At 69.1% G+C, this 17,036-nt stretch carries 12 protein-coding genes; 5 read left to right on the top strand and 7 right to left on the bottom strand.

What is annotated here, in order from left to right:
* Positions 1-43 precede the first annotated feature (43 nt).
* The gene (locus IPN47_25325) at positions 44-2,275 is read right to left on the bottom strand and encodes a M28 family peptidase (GenBank protein MBK9411300.1); all 2,232 of its coding nucleotides are present in this window, start codon (positions 2,273-2,275) and stop codon (positions 44-46) included.
* Positions 2,272-4,014 carry a CocE/NonD family hydrolase gene (locus IPN47_25320; protein ID MBK9411299.1) on the bottom strand — a complete coding sequence of 581 codons (1,743 nt, stop codon included), beginning with the start codon at positions 4,012-4,014 and terminating at the stop codon, positions 2,272-2,274. The genes IPN47_25325 and IPN47_25320 overlap by 4 nt, the downstream gene beginning before the upstream one ends.
* Before the next feature lie 485 nt (positions 4,015-4,499).
* On the opposite strand from IPN47_25320, the gene IPN47_25315 reads away from it, so the two are divergent.
* From IPN47_25315 to IPN47_25295, 5 genes are all read left to right on the top strand, one after another.
* Positions 4,500-5,660 carry an aminotransferase class V-fold PLP-dependent enzyme gene (locus tag IPN47_25315; protein MBK9411298.1) on the top strand — a complete coding sequence of 387 codons (1,161 nt, stop codon included), beginning with the start codon at positions 4,500-4,502 and terminating at the stop codon, positions 5,658-5,660.
* On the top strand, positions 5,661-7,460 hold the full coding sequence (locus IPN47_25310; protein ID MBK9411297.1) for a DUF885 domain-containing protein: 1,800 nt from the start codon (positions 5,661-5,663) through the stop codon (positions 7,458-7,460). It begins immediately after the preceding gene.
* A gap of 141 nt (positions 7,461-7,601) precedes the next feature.
* On the top strand, positions 7,602-8,351 hold the full coding sequence (locus tag IPN47_25305) for a c-type cytochrome (protein ID MBK9411296.1): 750 nt from the start codon (positions 7,602-7,604) through the stop codon (positions 8,349-8,351).
* A gap of 229 nt (positions 8,352-8,580) precedes the next feature.
* On the top strand, positions 8,581-9,468 hold the full coding sequence (locus IPN47_25300; GenBank protein MBK9411295.1) for a sugar phosphate isomerase/epimerase: 888 nt from the start codon (positions 8,581-8,583) through the stop codon (positions 9,466-9,468).
* Positions 9,465-10,355, top strand: coding sequence for a TIM barrel protein (locus IPN47_25295; GenBank protein ID MBK9411294.1), 891 nt, complete (start codon positions 9,465-9,467; stop codon positions 10,353-10,355). Before IPN47_25300 ends, IPN47_25295 begins: the two co-directional genes overlap by 4 nt.
* Positions 10,356-10,601: 246 nt before the next feature.
* Here the strand turns inward: IPN47_25295 and IPN47_25290 are convergent, their stop codons facing one another.
* The 5 genes from IPN47_25290 to IPN47_25270 form a co-directional block, all read right to left on the bottom strand.
* Positions 10,602-11,987: a Gfo/Idh/MocA family oxidoreductase gene (locus IPN47_25290; GenBank protein MBK9411293.1), complete on the bottom strand. Its 1,386-nt coding sequence runs from the start codon at positions 11,985-11,987 to the stop codon at positions 10,602-10,604.
* 75 nt (positions 11,988-12,062) lie between these two features.
* Complete coding sequence (locus tag IPN47_25285; protein ID MBK9411292.1) at positions 12,063-13,400, bottom strand: galactokinase; 1,338 nt, start codon at positions 13,398-13,400, stop codon at positions 12,063-12,065.
* A 46-nt stretch (positions 13,401-13,446) separates the two neighbouring features.
* The gene (locus IPN47_25280) at positions 13,447-14,262 is read right to left on the bottom strand and encodes a nucleotidyltransferase family protein (GenBank protein MBK9411291.1); all 816 of its coding nucleotides are present in this window, start codon (positions 14,260-14,262) and stop codon (positions 13,447-13,449) included.
* A gap of 16 nt (positions 14,263-14,278) precedes the next feature.
* On the bottom strand, positions 14,279-15,136 hold the full coding sequence (locus IPN47_25275) for a c-type cytochrome (protein MBK9411290.1): 858 nt from the start codon (positions 15,134-15,136) through the stop codon (positions 14,279-14,281).
* Between the two features lie 127 nt (positions 15,137-15,263).
* Positions 15,264-17,033 carry a Na+:solute symporter gene (locus IPN47_25270; protein ID MBK9411289.1) on the bottom strand — a complete coding sequence of 590 codons (1,770 nt, stop codon included), beginning with the start codon at positions 17,031-17,033 and terminating at the stop codon, positions 15,264-15,266.
* Positions 17,034-17,036 lie beyond the last annotated feature (3 nt).

Raw genomic sequence — 17,036 nt, 5'->3', positions numbered from 1 at the left:
GCCCTCCGGCCCGGGGGCGGCTGTCGTTGCACGCGGGTTCTCGTCACGTCTCCCTCGCTTGGGCGATGGTCAATGCGGCGGCCAGCTCGGTGGACAAACGCGCGAGTGCACGGGCGATGCGCGCCACCTCGTGCGTCACGCGCGCGCGATCGCCTCCCCGCATCGCCTCGGCCAGCCCGGGGAAGGGCTGGCCGTCGTACAGCGAGTAGATGTTCCAGCCGTAGAACACGTGTCGATACCAGCGCGAGTCGGGGGCGCCGTCGTCGTCGGCGAGCAACTGTTCGAGCCGCGCGAGTCGATCGTTGAGCGCGCGTGTTGCATCGGGCGGGATGTGCCCATTGGCCAGGCGTTGCCCGAGGGCGCCCTCGAGCGAGGTCGCCAGTTGCAACGCCCGGTTGGCGGAGGCCAGGAGCGGCGCCACGTCGAGTGGCGGCGCCCCCTGGCTGGCCGCGTGGTCGCCCCACGTCGGGACGTCGCGCAAGGCGGCCTCGAGCCGGGCGGCGTAGTGCGAGAAACGGAACGGCAGGACGTCGGCGTTGGCCATGCGCAGCGCCAGCGTCCCCAGCACACGCGTCATCGTGACCCCTTGCACGAACCCCGGATCGGCGATGCGCTCCACATAGGCGCGCGAGTCGAAGCGGCTGTGGTAGGTGCCGAATCCGTAGCCGTTGGCGCCGATGAACTCGATGGACAGGGTGGGGACCCCCACATGGTCCTGGAACGGGACGAAGTCGGCGCCGCTGCCTAACGTCTTGAGGTCGGGACGGTAGGCCGCCGAGTCGGCGGGGCGTTGCGCCCGGGGGAGCCGCGCCCACTCCGCGGTGCGCCAGCCTTCGTAGACCGTTCCGTTGCCATCGGGGACCGTGCGCGCGACGTCGACCACGAAATCACGCAGCGAGGGGACGCCCCCCGCGTCAAAGCGCCCCCGCATGTACATGTCGGTGTTGACGTACAGCACCAGCTGGTCTTGCAGCTGCTGGCGCCACTGTTCGGCGTACTCGGTGGAGCCGATCAACCCGTACTCCTCGGCGTCCCAGAAGGCCAGGGCGATGGTGCGGGCGGGGCGCCAGCCAGTGCGCGCCATCTGTCCCAGTACGCGTGCGCACTCGAGCAGGGCCGCGGCGCCGGTTCCCGGATCGACGCCACCGAACGTCCAGGCGTCGTGGTGCGCGCCCAGCATGACCCGGCGGTCGGGCGCATCGCGGCCGCGCAGCGTCGCGACGACGTTGCGGATGGGACGAAGTCCGTCGTCGAGATCGACCGCCACGCGCACCGCGGCGCCGGGGCCAAGGCGATAGGTGAACGGGAGCCCCCCCGCGAACGACGCCGGCGCGACCGGACCTCCAAGTGCCGACAGCAGGTGCTGCGCCTCGCCCCATGCCAGGGCGACGACGGGAATGCGCGGCAACGTGGGGGCGTTCGCCGTCGACAGACGGGGCGCGTCGGGGAGGGCGGCGACCCCTGGGGTGAGCGGGTCGCCATGGAAGTACCAACTGAGCTTGGCATTCCCGCGCTGGGGCATCTGCTCGCCACGCCAGTAGCCGTTGGGCCACGCCGGACCGCGGACGAAGCCATCGTCGGCCGGGTCGCTGTAAAGGATGAGGGCGCGTGCCCCGGCCTGTTGCGCGGCGAAGACCTTCACGGCGCGATGGCTCCGCCCGTAGCGGGCGATGGCGATGCGCCCGCGGACGTTCACCCCGAGGCGCGCGAGCTCTTCGTAGTCGGCCGGGAGGCCGTAGTTCACGTATACCACCGCACCCTCCGCGACACCCGAGGCGGAGTAGGCGATGAAGGCGTCGCCGAGATCGGGGTGGGTGGCGGTGGAGTCGCCCGCCAGCGCCGGCTCGCGCACCGAGAGCTCGCGCACCGTGGGCGCGGTGCGCGTGACACGCACCCGACGCGGGTGAGAGAGCCAGGCCCGGTACTCGAAGGTCTCGACCTCGAGACCAAAGGAGCGAAGCGTGCGCTGCAGGTACGTCACCACCTCAGCGGCCCCTGGCGACCCCGCCGGGTGCGGGCGGCGACTCAACGGTCGATGGAGTGCGGAGAGCGACGTTGCGGACACCGCGTCGCGAAACTGATCCTCCGTCGCGCGCTGCGTCGCGGTGGAGGTCGAGGTATAGCCGAGGTACGACGCCTGAGCGGTGAGCCGTTCCGGGAACGCGCCGAGCGCGCCGAACGCCCCCAGCGCGCCTAACGCCCCCGATGCGCTGCACGCGGCGAACGTCAGGCGACGGACACGCGCCAGTGCGAGCGGGGCGAGGGATGTCCTCATCGGGGCACCACAGGCAGCACGAGGCGCGACGGATGCGCGACGCTATGCCACACGGTCTGTCGCGCGGTGACGACGGCCGAGTCGGTGGCGAACGGGGCGCCGGTGTTGGGGTTCCGGTCGAAGCGAGGAAAGTTGCTGCTGGACACCTCGAGGCGGACGCGGTGCCCGGCGAGGAAGACGTTGGCGGTGGCGCCGACGTCGATCGTGAACTCGGTCGGCACCCCGGGGCGCAGGAGTTCGGGCGAGGTTCGTCCGCCGCGGTAGCGGGCCCGGAGGATCCCGTCGGTCAATGCGCGTGCCGCTCCGTCGGGGGCGACGTCCACGAGGCGTGCGGTGAAGTCGGTGTCGCGGGCCGACGAACTGGCCCACAGCACCAGCGTCACCGGACCGATGACCTCGAGTGGCGCGTCGAGCGGCGCGCTGCTGTAGACGAGGACGTCGCCGCGCCGTTCGAGGTCGCGCTGGTCGGTGGGGGCGCGCGAATAGGCGCCGGCGGTCCCCGTGGGGACGGGGGTGTGCGGGTCGTACGTGAACGTGTCCGCCGGGGCACCGGCTGCCAAATGCCACGCCAACCGCCCGTTGCCGGCCGCGGTGTTGGCCGATCCGTCGCTCGCGAGGTGCAAGGTGGTGGAACGGGCACGGGCGAGCGGCCACTCCTGCTCATCGCGCCATCGGTTCTCGCCCATGACGAAGAGGCGCACCGGGGGCGACGGATAGTCGCCGGCAGCGGCGGCGCCTCCCAGCCAATGCCGAAACCAGGAGACCATGAGGGCCTCAGAGTCGAACCCTGCCTCCTCGCCATAGTCCACGTCGCCAATTCGCCGGGTGCTGGTGGTGGGGCGGGCGTGGGTCCACGGGCCGACAATGAGACGCTGGTTGCGACGCGCCCGATCGGTGGCGGCGTGCGCCCGCAATCCGGCGAAGTTGCGCAGCGTGCCGTTCAAGAGCGCGTCGTACCATCCGGTAAGGTGGTACGCCGGGACCTCGAAGCGCCCGTGCCGCGCCGCGACGTCGAAGCGCTCCCAGAAGGCATCGAAGGACGGATGGGCCAGCATGTCGAAGTAGCCGGGGGCGTACCGGCGGAGATCGAGCGCCGTGACGGCGTCGAGCGGGAGCGCCCACATCCACGTGGTTTGCAACTGACGGCGCTCGTCGGGTGACAAGCCGATGGCCCCGTCGCGATCGGCGCGTGGCTCGCGGGCCCGGCGCCGCGCGTCGACGGCTTGCCCCAGGTTCCACCCGAGACCGTCGGCGAGGTAAAAGGCCCCGCCCTGGAAGACCATGTCATACCGGCTGGCGTATGACGCCGAGGGGAATAGGGCGACGAGATGTGGCGGTCGCTCGCTGGCGGCCAGCAACTGGGTGGTCGCGCTGTAGCTCCCGCCGAACATTCCCACGCGACCATCGACGAAGGGGAGCGCCGCCACCCATTCCACCGTGTCGTAGCCGTCGGCCGCTTCGTCGTGCGGCACGGCCACGCCGTCGGACATGTAGCGCCCACGCGTGTCCTGAACCACGACCACGAAGCCGGCCGAGGCGAGCCGGTGGTAGAGGCTGTTGGCGTCCTGCGGGTTCTTGGAATAGGGCGTGCGTTGCAGCAGTGCGGGCATCCGCTGCGGTGTCGCTGGGTGATACACGTCGGCCCGCAAGACCACGCCGTCGCGCATGCGAGCCTCGAGGTTCTTCTCAACGCGCACCTGAGGGTTGGCCGCGGACTGCGCGCGCACGGGTGTGACCATCGCCAGCGCCGAGGCCCCCAACAGCATCAGGCAAGGCCACCGTTCGGGGCGCCTGCGGTGACACGGGGCATGACACGCCGTCTGCGTCATGGGGAAATGCACCGGGACGAGGAGCTCGAGGGGGACGACAGTGAGCGGTCGATTGCCCGCCGTTGGGCGACGGGCGAGTATGTCGCCTGACAGCGCAGGTGGCAACGCGGGCCGGCCGTGTCTGCCCGCCCGCCGCCGCACCGCGTCCGGCGCCAGCCCCGCGAGAAATCCCCCGGACGCGGCGCCACCGCTCTGGCTCCCCCCTGCCGCCCGCCGTACACTAGCCCGGTTCGCCGATGCATGGTGCGGTTCTCTCGATTCCACATCACCCAGGCCAGATGCTCCGTCGCCACTTCGTCTCAACCGTGGGGGCAGGAATCGTCGCACTCAAGCCCTCCGCGCTGGTCATCGCCGATCGATTGGCGGCCTACGACACGCCGCGAAGCGCCGACGCACTGGCCGACGACGAGGACTTCTGGTTCCAGGTGCAACAGGCGTTCACGGTCGATCGCAACAACATCAACCTCAACAACGGTTCGGTGGCACCGTCGCCGCGCAGCGTGCAACGCGCGCAGCTCGACTACCTCACGATGACCAACATGAGCCCGTCGCACTACGTGGACGAGATGCTCTATCCCGAGTTCGAGGTGGTGCGCCGTCGCCTCGCGGCGCGCTTTGGTTGCGACCCCGAGGAGTTGGCCATCACCCGCAACACCACCGAGGCACTCGAGGCGGTGCAGTTGGGCATGCCGCTCTCTCGCGGCGACGAGGTGATCACCACCACGCAGGACTACCCGTCGATGCACACGGCGTGGCGCACGCGCGAGCGGCGCGACGGGATCGTGCTCAAGGTGCTCTCGTTCCCGGTGCCGTCGGCCGGCCCGGACGACCTGGTACAGCGCTTCGAGGCGGCGATCACCCCTCGCACCAAGGTGCTGCACGTCTCGCACGTGTACTTCACGACCGGGCAGATCGCCCCCATCCAGCGCATCTGTCGCCTGGCGCGCGCGCGCGGGATCGAGGTGGTGGTCGATGGTGGGCACGCCTTCGCCCAGTTCCCCTTCACGCGCGACGATCTCGACTGCGACTACTTCGGCACCTCGCTGCACAAGTGGCTCTCGGCGCCGGTGGGGACGGGGTTCCTCTACGTGCGCCGTGCGAAGATCAAGTCGATCTGGCCGTTGTTCGCCGCGCCGGCCGAGATGGACGACAACATCCGCAAGTTCGAGGCAATCGGGACCTTTCCGGTACACATCCGTAACCCGATCACCGAGGCGCTGGATTTCCATGAGGCGATAGGGCCCGAACGCAAGGCGGCGCGCCTGCGCTTCCTGCGGCGGCGCTGGACGCGGCACGTCGCGCAGTTTCCCCGGGTGAAGCTGCTCACCCCCGACGACGATGCGCAGTCGTGCGCGTTAGGCGCGATGAGCGTCGACGGGCTCACCGGCCCTCAGCTCGTGGAGCATCTCATGACGAAACACCGCATCCACGTGCGCGCACGGATCGTCCCCAACGAGTTCTCCTGCATCCGCGTAACGCCTAACGTCTACACCACGGTGGCCGAGATTGATGCGTTCGCGCGCGCCATCGAGCTGCTGGCCACGAAAGGACTCTAGATGCGATCGATGCTGTTGACAGGGGCGCTGGCCGTCACGGCCACGCTGGCGGGTGGCTGCGCGGGGGGCGAGGGGAAGACGCGGGCGGATACACCGTCGACCGGCGCGACGGCGGCCTCCGACACCTCGAGTACGGCCTCACGCGAGCTGGCGGCGCTGGTCGACGAGTACCTCGATGGGTGGGCGGCCTTCTACCCGTCGATCGCGGCGGGGAACGGGCTCCACATGCACGACGACCGCCTCGAGGACTTCTCGGCCGGCAACATCGCGCAGCAGCTCCTCTGGTTCCGGGAGATGAAGGCGCGGCTGGTGCGCATCCCGGTCGCCGACCTCACCCCCGACGAACGCGTCGACCGGCGCATCCTCGACGGCGTCATCGACGGGTGGATCCTCGACCTCGACGTGGCGCACAGCTGGCAGCGCAACCCGATGATCTACGCCTCGGCCATCACCGACGGCGTGCACAACCTCATGACGATGGAGAGCGCGCCGCCGCAGGTGCGCATGCAGCGCGTGCGCGACAAGCTGCGCGGCGTCCCGGCGCTGTTGCAGGCGGCCAAGGCCAACCTGCGGAACCCGCCCCGCATCCTGGCCGAGCGCGGGCTGGGGATGTTCCGCGGCGCGAGTGCGATGCTGGCCAACGACCTGGGGCTCGCCCTCGACGCCCCGCGCGGCGAGACCTGGAACGCGATGATGGTCGAGGCGCGCTCGGCGCGCGCGGCGATCGATGCGTTCATCGCTGACTACGAGAAGACCGTCCTCCCCAACGCCAACGGGCCAATCGCGTTAGGCAAGGACTACGTCGAGGCGCGCTACCGCGCCGAGGAGCTGCTCGACCTCCCCGCCGAGCGCATGCTGGAGATCGCCCAGCGCGAGTTGGCGCGCGAGCAGGCGCTCTTTGCCGAGAAGGCCCGGGCGGTCGATTCCACGCGCGAGGCGATGGCGGTGTGGGGCGACGTGCTGCGCGACCATCCCAGGCGCGGTGAGCTGGTGGCGGCGACGCGGCGCACAGTCGACGAGCTGCAGCAGTTCGTCACGAGCCACGACCTCGTACGCCTCCCCAGCGCCGACCAGGTCATCGTGGAGCCGTCCAAGCCGTTCGACATCGGGCTGGCCTCGATGCACGCCTCGCCGCCGCTCGAAGCCACGCCGGTCAAGTCGATCTTCTACGTCACCGACGCCAATCCGTCGTGGCCGGCGGAACGACAGGACAAGTGGCTGGAGCGGTTCAACTATCCGTCGTTGGCGATCACCTCGGCGCACGAGGCGATGCCCGGGCATTTCGTGCACGCGATGTTCATGCGCCAGACGCCGGGGAAGGTGCGCCGCATCTGGATCGGGCTCAACCCGTTTCCGCAGCCGTCGAGCGGACAGGACGGCTGGGCGCACTACACCGAGTACCTGGTGGTGGAGCAGGGATTCAAGCAGGACGATCCGCGGTACGCGATGGCGCAGCTGTCGGAGTCGATGACGCGCATCTGTCGCCTCATCGTCAGTCTCAACGTGCATGCGAACGGCTGGACGCTGGAGCAGGGGGCCCGCTTCTTCGAGGAGAACGCGCACATCCCCGGTCCGGCGGCGCTGCAGGAGGCGTCGCGTGTGGCGTACGATCCCACCAACGGCGGCTACTTCCTGGGAAAGCGGGCGATGCTCGCGCTTCGTGAGGATGTCCAGGCGCGGCAAGGGGCGGCGTTCAACCTGCGCGAGTTCCACGAGCGGGTGATGAAGAACGGGATTGCCCCCTGGTGGGCCCATCGCCAGCTCCTCCTTCCCGGCGACGCCTCGGCGGTGCTGCGCTAGCCACGACGTGCATCAGGGGCGGCGGTCAGGCGGGGGGCGCTCTGGCCGCGCGGCCCCATGCGGTGTACAATGCCTTCCCTCCCCCCGCGGTCACCGGCCCGCCGTCTCCGTCAAGCGGCCGTCCCTCCGAGGTCAATCGTCATGCGCCGTTTCGTCCGTCGTTCGCTCGCCGTGCTCGTCGTTGCCGTTCCCGCCTTGGCTGGGGCCCAGCAGCAGGAAGGATTCAAGAACCTGCAGGTCCTCCCGAAGGACATGCCGCGCCCCGAATTGCTCAACGTCATGCGTCGCTTCACGCAGACGTTAGGCCTGCGCTGCAACGACTGTCACGTGGTGACCAACCCCGGGCAGATGCCCGAGCGACTCGATCCCGCGTCGGACGACAAGGAGCTCAAGAAGATCGCGCGCGGCATGTTGCAGATGACGATGGACATCAACGGCAAGTACCTCTCGCAGACCGGGCGCACCTTCACGGCGCGCACGCGCGTGAGCTGCGAAACGTGCCATCGTGGCGTGTCCAAGCCGCGCACGCTGGCCGCCGAGGTGCTGGGCGCGCTCGAGGCCAAGGATGCCGACAGCGCGATCGTGCGCTACAAGGAGCTGCGTGAGAAGACCTACGGAAAGGCGCAGTTCGACTTCACCGAGGACGGCCTCCCGCGCCTGGCCGACGAGATGAGCCGCGCGCGCCGCGTGGACGACGCGATCAAGCTGCTCACCCTGAACCTCGAGTACTTCCCCAAGTCGGCGGCAACCTTCGCGCAGCTCGCGCTCGGGCAGGCGCAGAAGGGCGATACGGCCTCGGCGCTGGCGACCATCGACAAGGGGCTGGCGGCGGCGCCCGACCATCCGCAGCTCAAGCGGACCCAGGCGATGCTGAAGGGTGCCCGGCCGTAAGGGATAGTCGGAGCGGGGGCGCGCCTGTCGCGCGCTTTGCTGGACGGGGGCGATGCTCGGGGGTACGTTCGACCCTGACATCGCCCCCGCGTGCGTCTGCCCGTGGCCATGCCGCCGTCTCGTCGCCGCGGCGCTCATTGTCGGACCGCGGTGCATGTGCCGAGTGGGCGCGCGTGGGGTATGACGCTGTCGTTCGCCGCTCGACTCCATCACCCGTCCGAGTTCTCCCGTGACTTCCCGAAGAGAAGCCCTCAAGCGCCTGACCCAGGCGTCGGCCCTTGGCCTCGTGGCCGCCCCGTTCATGAACGACCTGATGGCACAGTCCGCCTTTGCGGCTGACGGCACCGCGCCGCGTGCCGATGGCCCGGCCCCCGCTGCGGCGATCAAGCGCTGCGGCGTGCAGCTCTACACCATCCGTGGGGAGATGGAGAAGGGAGTGGAGGCCGCCCTGGCCCGGGTGGCGGCGATCGGGTTCAAGGAGGTCGAGTTCGCCGGCTACTTCGGGCGCACCCCGACGCAGATCGCCGCGGCGCTCAAGGCGAACGGGTTGATCGCGCCGTCGCTGCACATCCCGGTGGCGATGATCCTCAAGGATCCGAACGCCATGCTCGACTCGATGGAGACCATCGGGCACAAGTTCGCCATCATGCCGTACCTCGACGCCAACGAGCGCAAGACGCTCGACCAGTACAAGAAGGTGGCCGACCAGCTCAACGAGGCCGGGGCGCTCACGAAGCAGCGTGGGATCCAGATGGCGTACCACAACCACGACTTCGAGTTCGAGACGCTCGAGGGGGAGGTGCCGTACGACCTCTTCCTCGCGCGCTGCGACAAGGACCTCGTGCACTTCGAGCTGGATCTCTTCTGGGCCAACAAGGCCAAGCGCGACCCGCTCGCCTACTTCGCCAAGCACCCGGGGCGCTTCCCGTGCGTGCACGTGAAGGACATGACGGCGGACGGGACGATGACCGAGGTGGGGGCGGGGCGGATCCCGTTCGCGCAGTATTTCGCCAAGGCGAGCCAGGCGGGGATCAAGCACTACTTCGTGGAGCACGACAACCCGAAGGATCCGTACGCCTCGATCACCGCGTCGTTCAAGGCGCTCAGCGCCCTATGAGCCAGAGTCGCCGCGATGCCCTCAGGACCCTTGGTGGCGCGGCGCTCGCCGGTGGCGCGCTCGCCGCGGCGGCCTCGCCGCTGGCCGCGATGAGCGCGCCGGCCGTCGGTGCGTTGCAGCCGCTTCCCGGCGCCGGGCGCCTCAAGCAGAGCGTCTGTCAGTGGTGCTACAGCAGCATGCCGCTGGATGAGCTATGCGCCGCGGCCAAGCGCATCGGCCTGCTCTCGGTCGAGCTGCTGAGCGAGAAGGACTGGCCGGTGGTGAAGCAGCATGGCCTCACCTGCGCCATGGCCAACGGGCCGAGCACGATCCCGGTCGGCTTCAACCGCCCCAGCGAACATGACCGCCTGGTGGCCGAGTCGGAGCGCCTCCTGCCGCTCGTTGCGGCTGCCGGACTGCCGAACATGATCGTCTTCTCGGGCAATCGCGCCGGGATGGGCGATGGTGAAGGGTTGGCCAACTGCGTGGCGGGGCTCAAGCGCATCACGCCGCTGGCCGAAAAGCTTGGGGTGACGGTGTGCATGGAGCTGCTCAACTCCAAGGTCGACCACAAGGACTACATGTGCGACCGCACGCCGTGGGGGGCCGAACTCGTCAGGCAGGTGGGGAGCCCGCGCTTCAAGCTCCTGTACGACATCTACCACATGCAGATCATGGAAGGCGACGTGATCCGCACGATCCGCGACCACTTCGGGGCGATCGGTCACTTCCATACGGCCGGGGTCCCGGGGCGCAACGAGATCGACGCCGGGCAGGAGTTGCAGTATCCGGCGATCATGCGGGCCATTGCGGACCTGGGCTACACGGGGTTCATCGGGCAGGAGTTCATCCCCAAGCGGGAGCCGATGCGCTCGCTGGAGGAGGGGGTGCGGATCTGCGAGGTGTAGTTTGGAAGACGGGAAGACGGGAAGACGGGAAGACGAGATAACGACCCTCGGGCGCTGGACTCGCCGCGGTGGCCCGCCTCTCCTCTAGAAGAGCTTGAACCACAGAGCTTGAACCACAGAGATCACAGAGGGCACAGAAAACACGGAGGAGCCTCTCCCCGTGATCTCTGTGCCCTCTGTGTTCTCCGCGGTAAAGACTCTGCCCTTTCTCGTCTTCCCGTCTTCCCGTCTTCCCGTCTTCCCAGGCTAGAGCGACGCCCGCGCCTCGCTCCACTTCCCCCGCGTGAAGTCCGGGAACTTCATCGGCGCGCTCCCCTTGGCGACCGACATTTCGCTCAACGGCCCGGGGGCCGACCACGCCGCGGCGTCGTAGACGTCGAAGTCCGGGACGAGCCCCTCGCGCAGGCATTGCACCAGGCGGTAGGCCATCACGTAGTCCATCCCGCCGTGCCCGCCGCTGCGCGCCTTCTCCCCTAACTCGCGCCAGAGCGGGTGCTCGTACTTGGCCTTGTACGCGTCGATCGAGGCCCAGCGGTGTGCGTCGCCTTCGCCCTCGATGTAGATGCGCGCCGGGTAGTCCTCGAAGATCCCGTTGGTCCCCTGGATCGAGTTGATGCGCGAATACGGGCGCGGCGACGAGACGTCGTGCTCCAGGCGAATGGTGCGCCCCTTGGCCGTCTTGATCAGCGAGATGTTGAGGTCGCCCGTGACGTACCGCTCCTTCCACTTGGGCGAGTCGGCCGGTTCGTGGTCCTTGCGCCACTTGGTGAGCCCCATCTCCGGCGTCGCCATCGACACCATGTAGTCGAAGCGGTCGCCGCGGTTGATCCCCAGCATGAAGGCGACGGGGCCCAGGCCGTGCGTGGTGTAGAGATTGGCGTTGCGCAGCGTGTGGTGGCGCCGGCGCCAGAGCCCCTCGTCCTTGTTCTCGAAGAGGATCTCGCGCAGGTCATGGTTGTACGCCGCCCCCGCATGCTTGAGGTCTCCGAAGGCGCCCGCCTTCACCATCTGGAGCACCAGCAACTCGTTGTAGCCGTAGTTGCAGTTTTCCATCATCAGGCAGTGGCGCCGCGTGCGCTCCGAGGCGTCGACCAGCTTCCAGCAGTCCTCCAGCGTGTAGGCGGCCGGCACTTCGGTGGCCGCGTGCTTCCCCGCGTTCAGCGCCGCCAGGCAGACCGGGACGTGCCATTCCCACGGTGTTGCCGTATACACGATGTCGATGTCGTCGCGCCTGACGAGTTGTTCGTAGGCGTTAGGCCCCGACGTGAAGCGCGCCGGCTCGTAGTCGTGCCCCGCCTTCCGCATCTGCTGCACCGCCATTTCCACCTTCTCGGGGACGGTGTCGCAGAGCGCGGTGATGCGCACGTTGGGCACGCCGAGCAGCTCGTGCAGCACCGAGCGCCCGCGCAGCCCGGTCCCGACGATGGCGATGCGGACCGTCGCGTGCTTCTCGAACGGCACCCCGGCCATGGTCGCCGCGGCAGACGGGCGCCCGGTGAACGGGTCGGTCGAGGCGCCGTCAGCTGCATCGCCCCCCTGCGCCAACGCCGCATGGGAGCCGAGGACGAGCCCTGCCGATGCCAGGGCAGCGCCCTTGAGAAGGTCGCGCCGAGATGGGTGTTCGCTGGACATGAGTGGACGGGAAGATGCGAGGCACGCGAGCACACCGGCGACAGCCGGGGCCCGATCAGGAATGAAGACGACGAACTAGAACTGCTGCGCTCCGGGCCCGGCGGGCGACGAGAAGAACGTCGCGCGCTCGGCGGCGGCGGGGAACTCGGCCTGATAGTGTTCGGCCCACGACACCATGAAGTCGTGCGCGTCGCCCACCGGGACCAGGGCCCACACGCTGCCACCGAAGCCGGCACCGAACGCCGACGCGGCCGTCGCCCCCACGTGACGTGCGAGGCGTGCGAGTGCCATGGTCTCGGGGATCTGGTTCCCGAGCCAGCGCTCGGCCGCTTCCTGCGACCGATCGACCACCGGCCCAAGCTCGTGCACGGCGCCGCGCGCCAGGATCGCCGCGGCCTGCGGGATCAGCTCGAAGCTTTCCAGCAGGAATTGCTCGAGGCGATTGCCTAACGTTTCGGCCGCGAAGTCGGCGGTCGCGGCGCCGCGTGCCACCTCGCGCAGCTGGTCGGCGGCGTCGTCGGCGCTGCGCACGGCGTCGGCCAGCGAGAGGTCGTTGCGCCCGGTCGTCGCGTTCCACGACGCCAGCAGGTGCCGCACCAGGAGCGCGGCCTGGTTGTACGCCTCGCGCGCTCCCGCCGACTTTTCCGCCAGCACGCCGCTCGCCCCCACCACGAAGGTGTGCGTGGGCGGGAGGACGTATTGCGCCTCACGGCGCACCGGCGCGAACGAGTACTGCACCACGTGCCCCGCCTCGGCGCACATGATGGCGGTGTGGTCCTGGCTGCCGCCGAAGGTCCCCACCCCCACGTCCCCCTCGAGCGACCGATACGACTCCCCGTTCTCCACGGTGCCGAGATATGACGCGAGCTCCTCACGCGAGTAGATCGCACGACGGAACTCCTCGGAGCTGCGCAGGTCGTTGCTCTTGGCCAGCGCCACGAAGACGGCGATCATCAGCGCGCTCGACGAGCTCATCCCCGCGGCGATCGGCAGGTCCGACGTGAAGGCGAGGTCGACCCCCAAACGCGCCGAGGGGAAGTTGCGCGCCAGTCGTCGGGCGACGGTGGCCACGTAGTTGGACCAGTCGCCCGCCTCGGCACGCGCCTCGGGGTCGAGCGCGGTCTCGCACGCCCCGCCCGTGGCCACGTCGACGGCGCGGATGCGCGCGTCGCTGCGTTGCGCCACCCGAACGGCAAAGCCGCGCTCCACCGTGCACAGGAGCGAACGCCCCCCGGCGTAGTCGGTGTGCTTGCCCAGGACCTCGATGCGCCCCGGGACCCACACGGAGTGGCGCTGGTCGGAGCTGCCTAACGCATCGAGGGCGGCGTCGCACGCGTCGAGCATCGCCGCCTTCGCTGATGCCTGGTGCGCCGACATCCCCACCCGCAGGAGCTGGTCGCGATTGTGAGACATGGCCGAAAGCTACACCCGGCCCCCCGGGGTGGGAGGACAGCGCGCCCTACAGCCGCACCGCGCTCCCCGCCAGCCGCGCCGCGACCGCGGGGATGTCACGCCGGTTGGACAGGTCGAGGACGCCGGCCGCCATGGGGAGCACGCGGAACCGCTCCCCCAACTCGTGCATGGCGATGCGCACCGCATCCTGCAGCTCCAGCTCACCACGGCTGGACGGCCGCACGCGCGTACACGCCTCGAAGATCACGGGGGTGAACGACCAGAGGTTCATGCTCACCAGCGCGTGCGCGCCCATGCGCGCGACGGTCGCCTCGTCCGGCTTTTCCACGATCTCGACCAGGAAGCCGTCGGCGTCGCGGGCCACCAGCGCGAACTTGCGGATGCGCTCCTCGGGGATGTTGCTCTCGGCGACCAGCGCCTCGCGCTCGAAGCCGACCAGCCCCGCGCCACCGTGGGCGGCCAACGCCCGATACGCGTCGACGGGATAGAAGTTGTCGGAGTTGAGGACGAGGACGTTCTGGTCGGCGGCGAAGTCGCGTGCCGCGGCGACGGCGTCGGCCGTGCCGCGTGGCTCGGCCTGCACCGCGAAGTGCACGCGGACGCGCTCGGGTTGGAGCGAGCCGTAGTAGTCGCGCACCGCCTGGTGCTCGGGGCCGATCACCAGGCAGACGTCGGTGATCCCCGCGTCGGCCAGTGCGCTGATGACGTAGTCGAGGAAGGGGCGCCCGATGGGGATCATCCCCTTCACCCCCGCGTCGGCCACCGCCGCCTGCTCGGCGTCGAGTGAGGCAGCGCCGTCTGCCTGCCGCATGCGTGTGCCGAGGCCGCGGGCGAGAATGACGGCGCGAGTGGTGAAGGACATGGCAGGGGATCGGCGGTCAGCGCGAGGGCGGCGGTGCGTCTCCCTCGGGAGACGGCGCTGCGCGCAGGAGCATCAGGTACCCATAGATATCGGCGATCTCGTCCTCGGTGAAGCGGAAGAAGCGCGCCCGGGCGGTCCGCCCCATGAGCGGCAGGTCGCGTCCGTCGCGCGCGCGCCCTTCGCGCAACAAGGCGGTGAACTCCGGACGGGAGTATCCGTTCGCCTGTCGCAGCGGGGGGGCTTCGTCGATGCCTTCGAGTCGATCGCCGTGACACTCGTTGCAGATCGTGCGGGCGAGGTACTCGCCACGCCAGGCGCGCGTGGTGTCGCGCCGGTCGCCCACGCGCGGCGCGCGATGATCGATTGTGGCCGCGTCGGGGAGCATGTCGCCATCGAGCAGCGCCAGCTTCGCCGGCAGGTGCAAACTTGTCGACGGCAGCGCATGGGGGACGACGGGGGCGGCGCGCAGGTGGGCGATGATGCGCCCCACGTCGAGGTCGGACATCTGGTAGAAGGCGGCCGACGGCATCCCCATCACCCCGGTGCCGTCGCGCCGGATGCCGTGCCGGATGAGGCGGGACAGCTCGGCGTCGCTATAGCGGGCGATGGTCTCCGGGATGTTGGGGGCGACCAGTCGGATCTCCCCGGGCTCGTCGATGAAGACCTTCCCCTGCAGCTGGGCGGCGTGGCAGCCGTGGCAGCCATGAAACCACGCCTGTCGCTCCCCCTCGGTCAGGCTCGCCGAGTCGGTCGGGACGGCGATGCCGGTGAGGGGGATGTCGTAGCGCTGTTGCAGCACGTTGTCGACCCGCCAGTCGACCCAGCGCAGCCACCCGAGCCCGGCGAGCGCGCACGCGCCAACGACGCTCGCCAAGCGTGCCCACGCACGCGGCACGTCGCCTAACGCCCGAGCACGTGCATGCTCGCGCCCCCATCCCGCAGGAGAACGGCCACCACTGTCATTCGCATCGCCACCCGTCTTGCGCCTCGTGACGAACGACTCACGATTCCGACGACCGCCAGATTTTCGGGAGAATGCGCGCCAGCCCGACGGTGCTCACCACAAAGACGCCGAGCCACACCAGCGCCTGGGCCGTGTTGCCGTACAGGAAGCTCCCGGCGCCGAACAGTGCCGCGTAAACGAAGGCGCAGCCCAGGACCCATCCGAGCATCGCCATCGGCAGCGAGTCGGCCGAGGCGGGGAGCCCGGTGCGATCGCGGACGACCTTCCACCCGGGCCCGGCCGGGCGCACGAGCGCGTAGAACGAATCGAGCTTGCCGGAATCGGTGGGCGGGGCGAGGTACGCGGTCGTCACCCACACGGCGGTCGTGATGACCACGCCGACGATGAGGGTGATGTGCGACGGAACGACCATCCCCGCCTTGCCGGCGACGAAGAAGCCCAGCGCGATGAGGAACGATGTGACCATCGCCGCGATCTCGCACCAGGCGCTCACACGCCACCAGAACCAGCGCAGCAGGTACAGCAGCCCGGTGCCGGCGCCGATGGACATGAGGAGTTCGAAGGACTGGCGCGCCGAGTCGAGAACGAAGGTGAGCCCTGCGGCGAGGACCATGAGCAGTGCCGTGACGAGGCGTCCCACCATGACGTAGTGCGCCTCGCTTGCCCCTTCCTTGACGAAGCGCCGGTAGACGTCATGTACGAGGTACGACGTCCCCCAGTTGAGGTGCGTCGAGATGGTGGAGACATACGCGGCGAGCATGCCGGCGATCATCAATCCCATGAAGCCGGCCGGGAGGAACTTGAGCATCGCCGGATACGCCATGTCGTGCCCGATGAGCTTGGGATCCACGTACGGAAACGTGCGGGCAATGTCGCTGAGCTCGGGGAAGACGAGGATCGAGCAGAGCCCGGTGATGATCCACGGCCACGGGCGAATGGCGTAGTGCGCGAAGTTGAAGAACAGCGTGCCGGCGAGCGCGTCGTTCTCGCTCTTGGAGGCGAGCATGCGCTGGGCGATGTAGCTCCCGCCTCCGGGTTCGGCGCCGGGATACCAGACCGACCACCATTGCACGGTGAGCGGGATGATGAGCACCGAGAGCGTGAGCCCCCAATCGTTGAAGTCGGGGAGCAGGTGCAATGTCTGCGGCGGAAGCTTGGCAAATAGCCCCACGAGCCCTCCAACTTCGGGCTGCTGCAGCGAGTAGTACGCGGCGGCGAAGGCGCCCGCCATCGCAATGCCGAACTGGATGAAGTCGGTGACCAGCACCCCCCACAGCCCCGACGTGGCGGCGAAGGCGACGTTGAGCACCGCGCAGATCAGGAGCGTCTGCCACATCGGCCAGCCGAGCATGACGTTGGCAATCTTGGCGGCGGCCAGGTTCACGCTCGCCATGATCACGCAGTTGAAGAAGAGCCCGAGGTACACCGCGCGAAAGCCACGCACGAACGTCGAGGCCTTTCCCGAGTAGCGAATCTCGTAGAACTCCAGGTCGGTGAGGACGTTGGACCGGCGCCAGAGCCGCGCGTAGAAGAAGACGGTCATCATCCCCGTCAGCAGGAACGACCACCACGCCCAGTTGTTGGCCACCCCTTTCTCGCGCACCAGGTTGGTCACGAGGTTGGGCGTGTCGGTGGAGAACGTCGTCGCCACCATGCTCACGCCGACCAGCCACCAGGGCGCACTGCGACCCGACGTGAAGAACTCCTCCGTGCTGGACCCCGCGCGCTTGGCCAGGATCACGGCCGGGAGGAACGACACGACGATCGAGACGAGGACGATGATCCAGTCGAGGGACGTGAGCGTCATGCG

It is taken from the genome of Gemmatimonadota bacterium (assembly GCA_016719105.1).
Lineage (GTDB): Bacteria > Gemmatimonadota > Gemmatimonadetes > Gemmatimonadales > Gemmatimonadaceae > SCN-70-22.
Note: the sequence above shows the minus strand (reverse complement) of the source record. Positions and strands in the feature narration are given on the sequence as shown.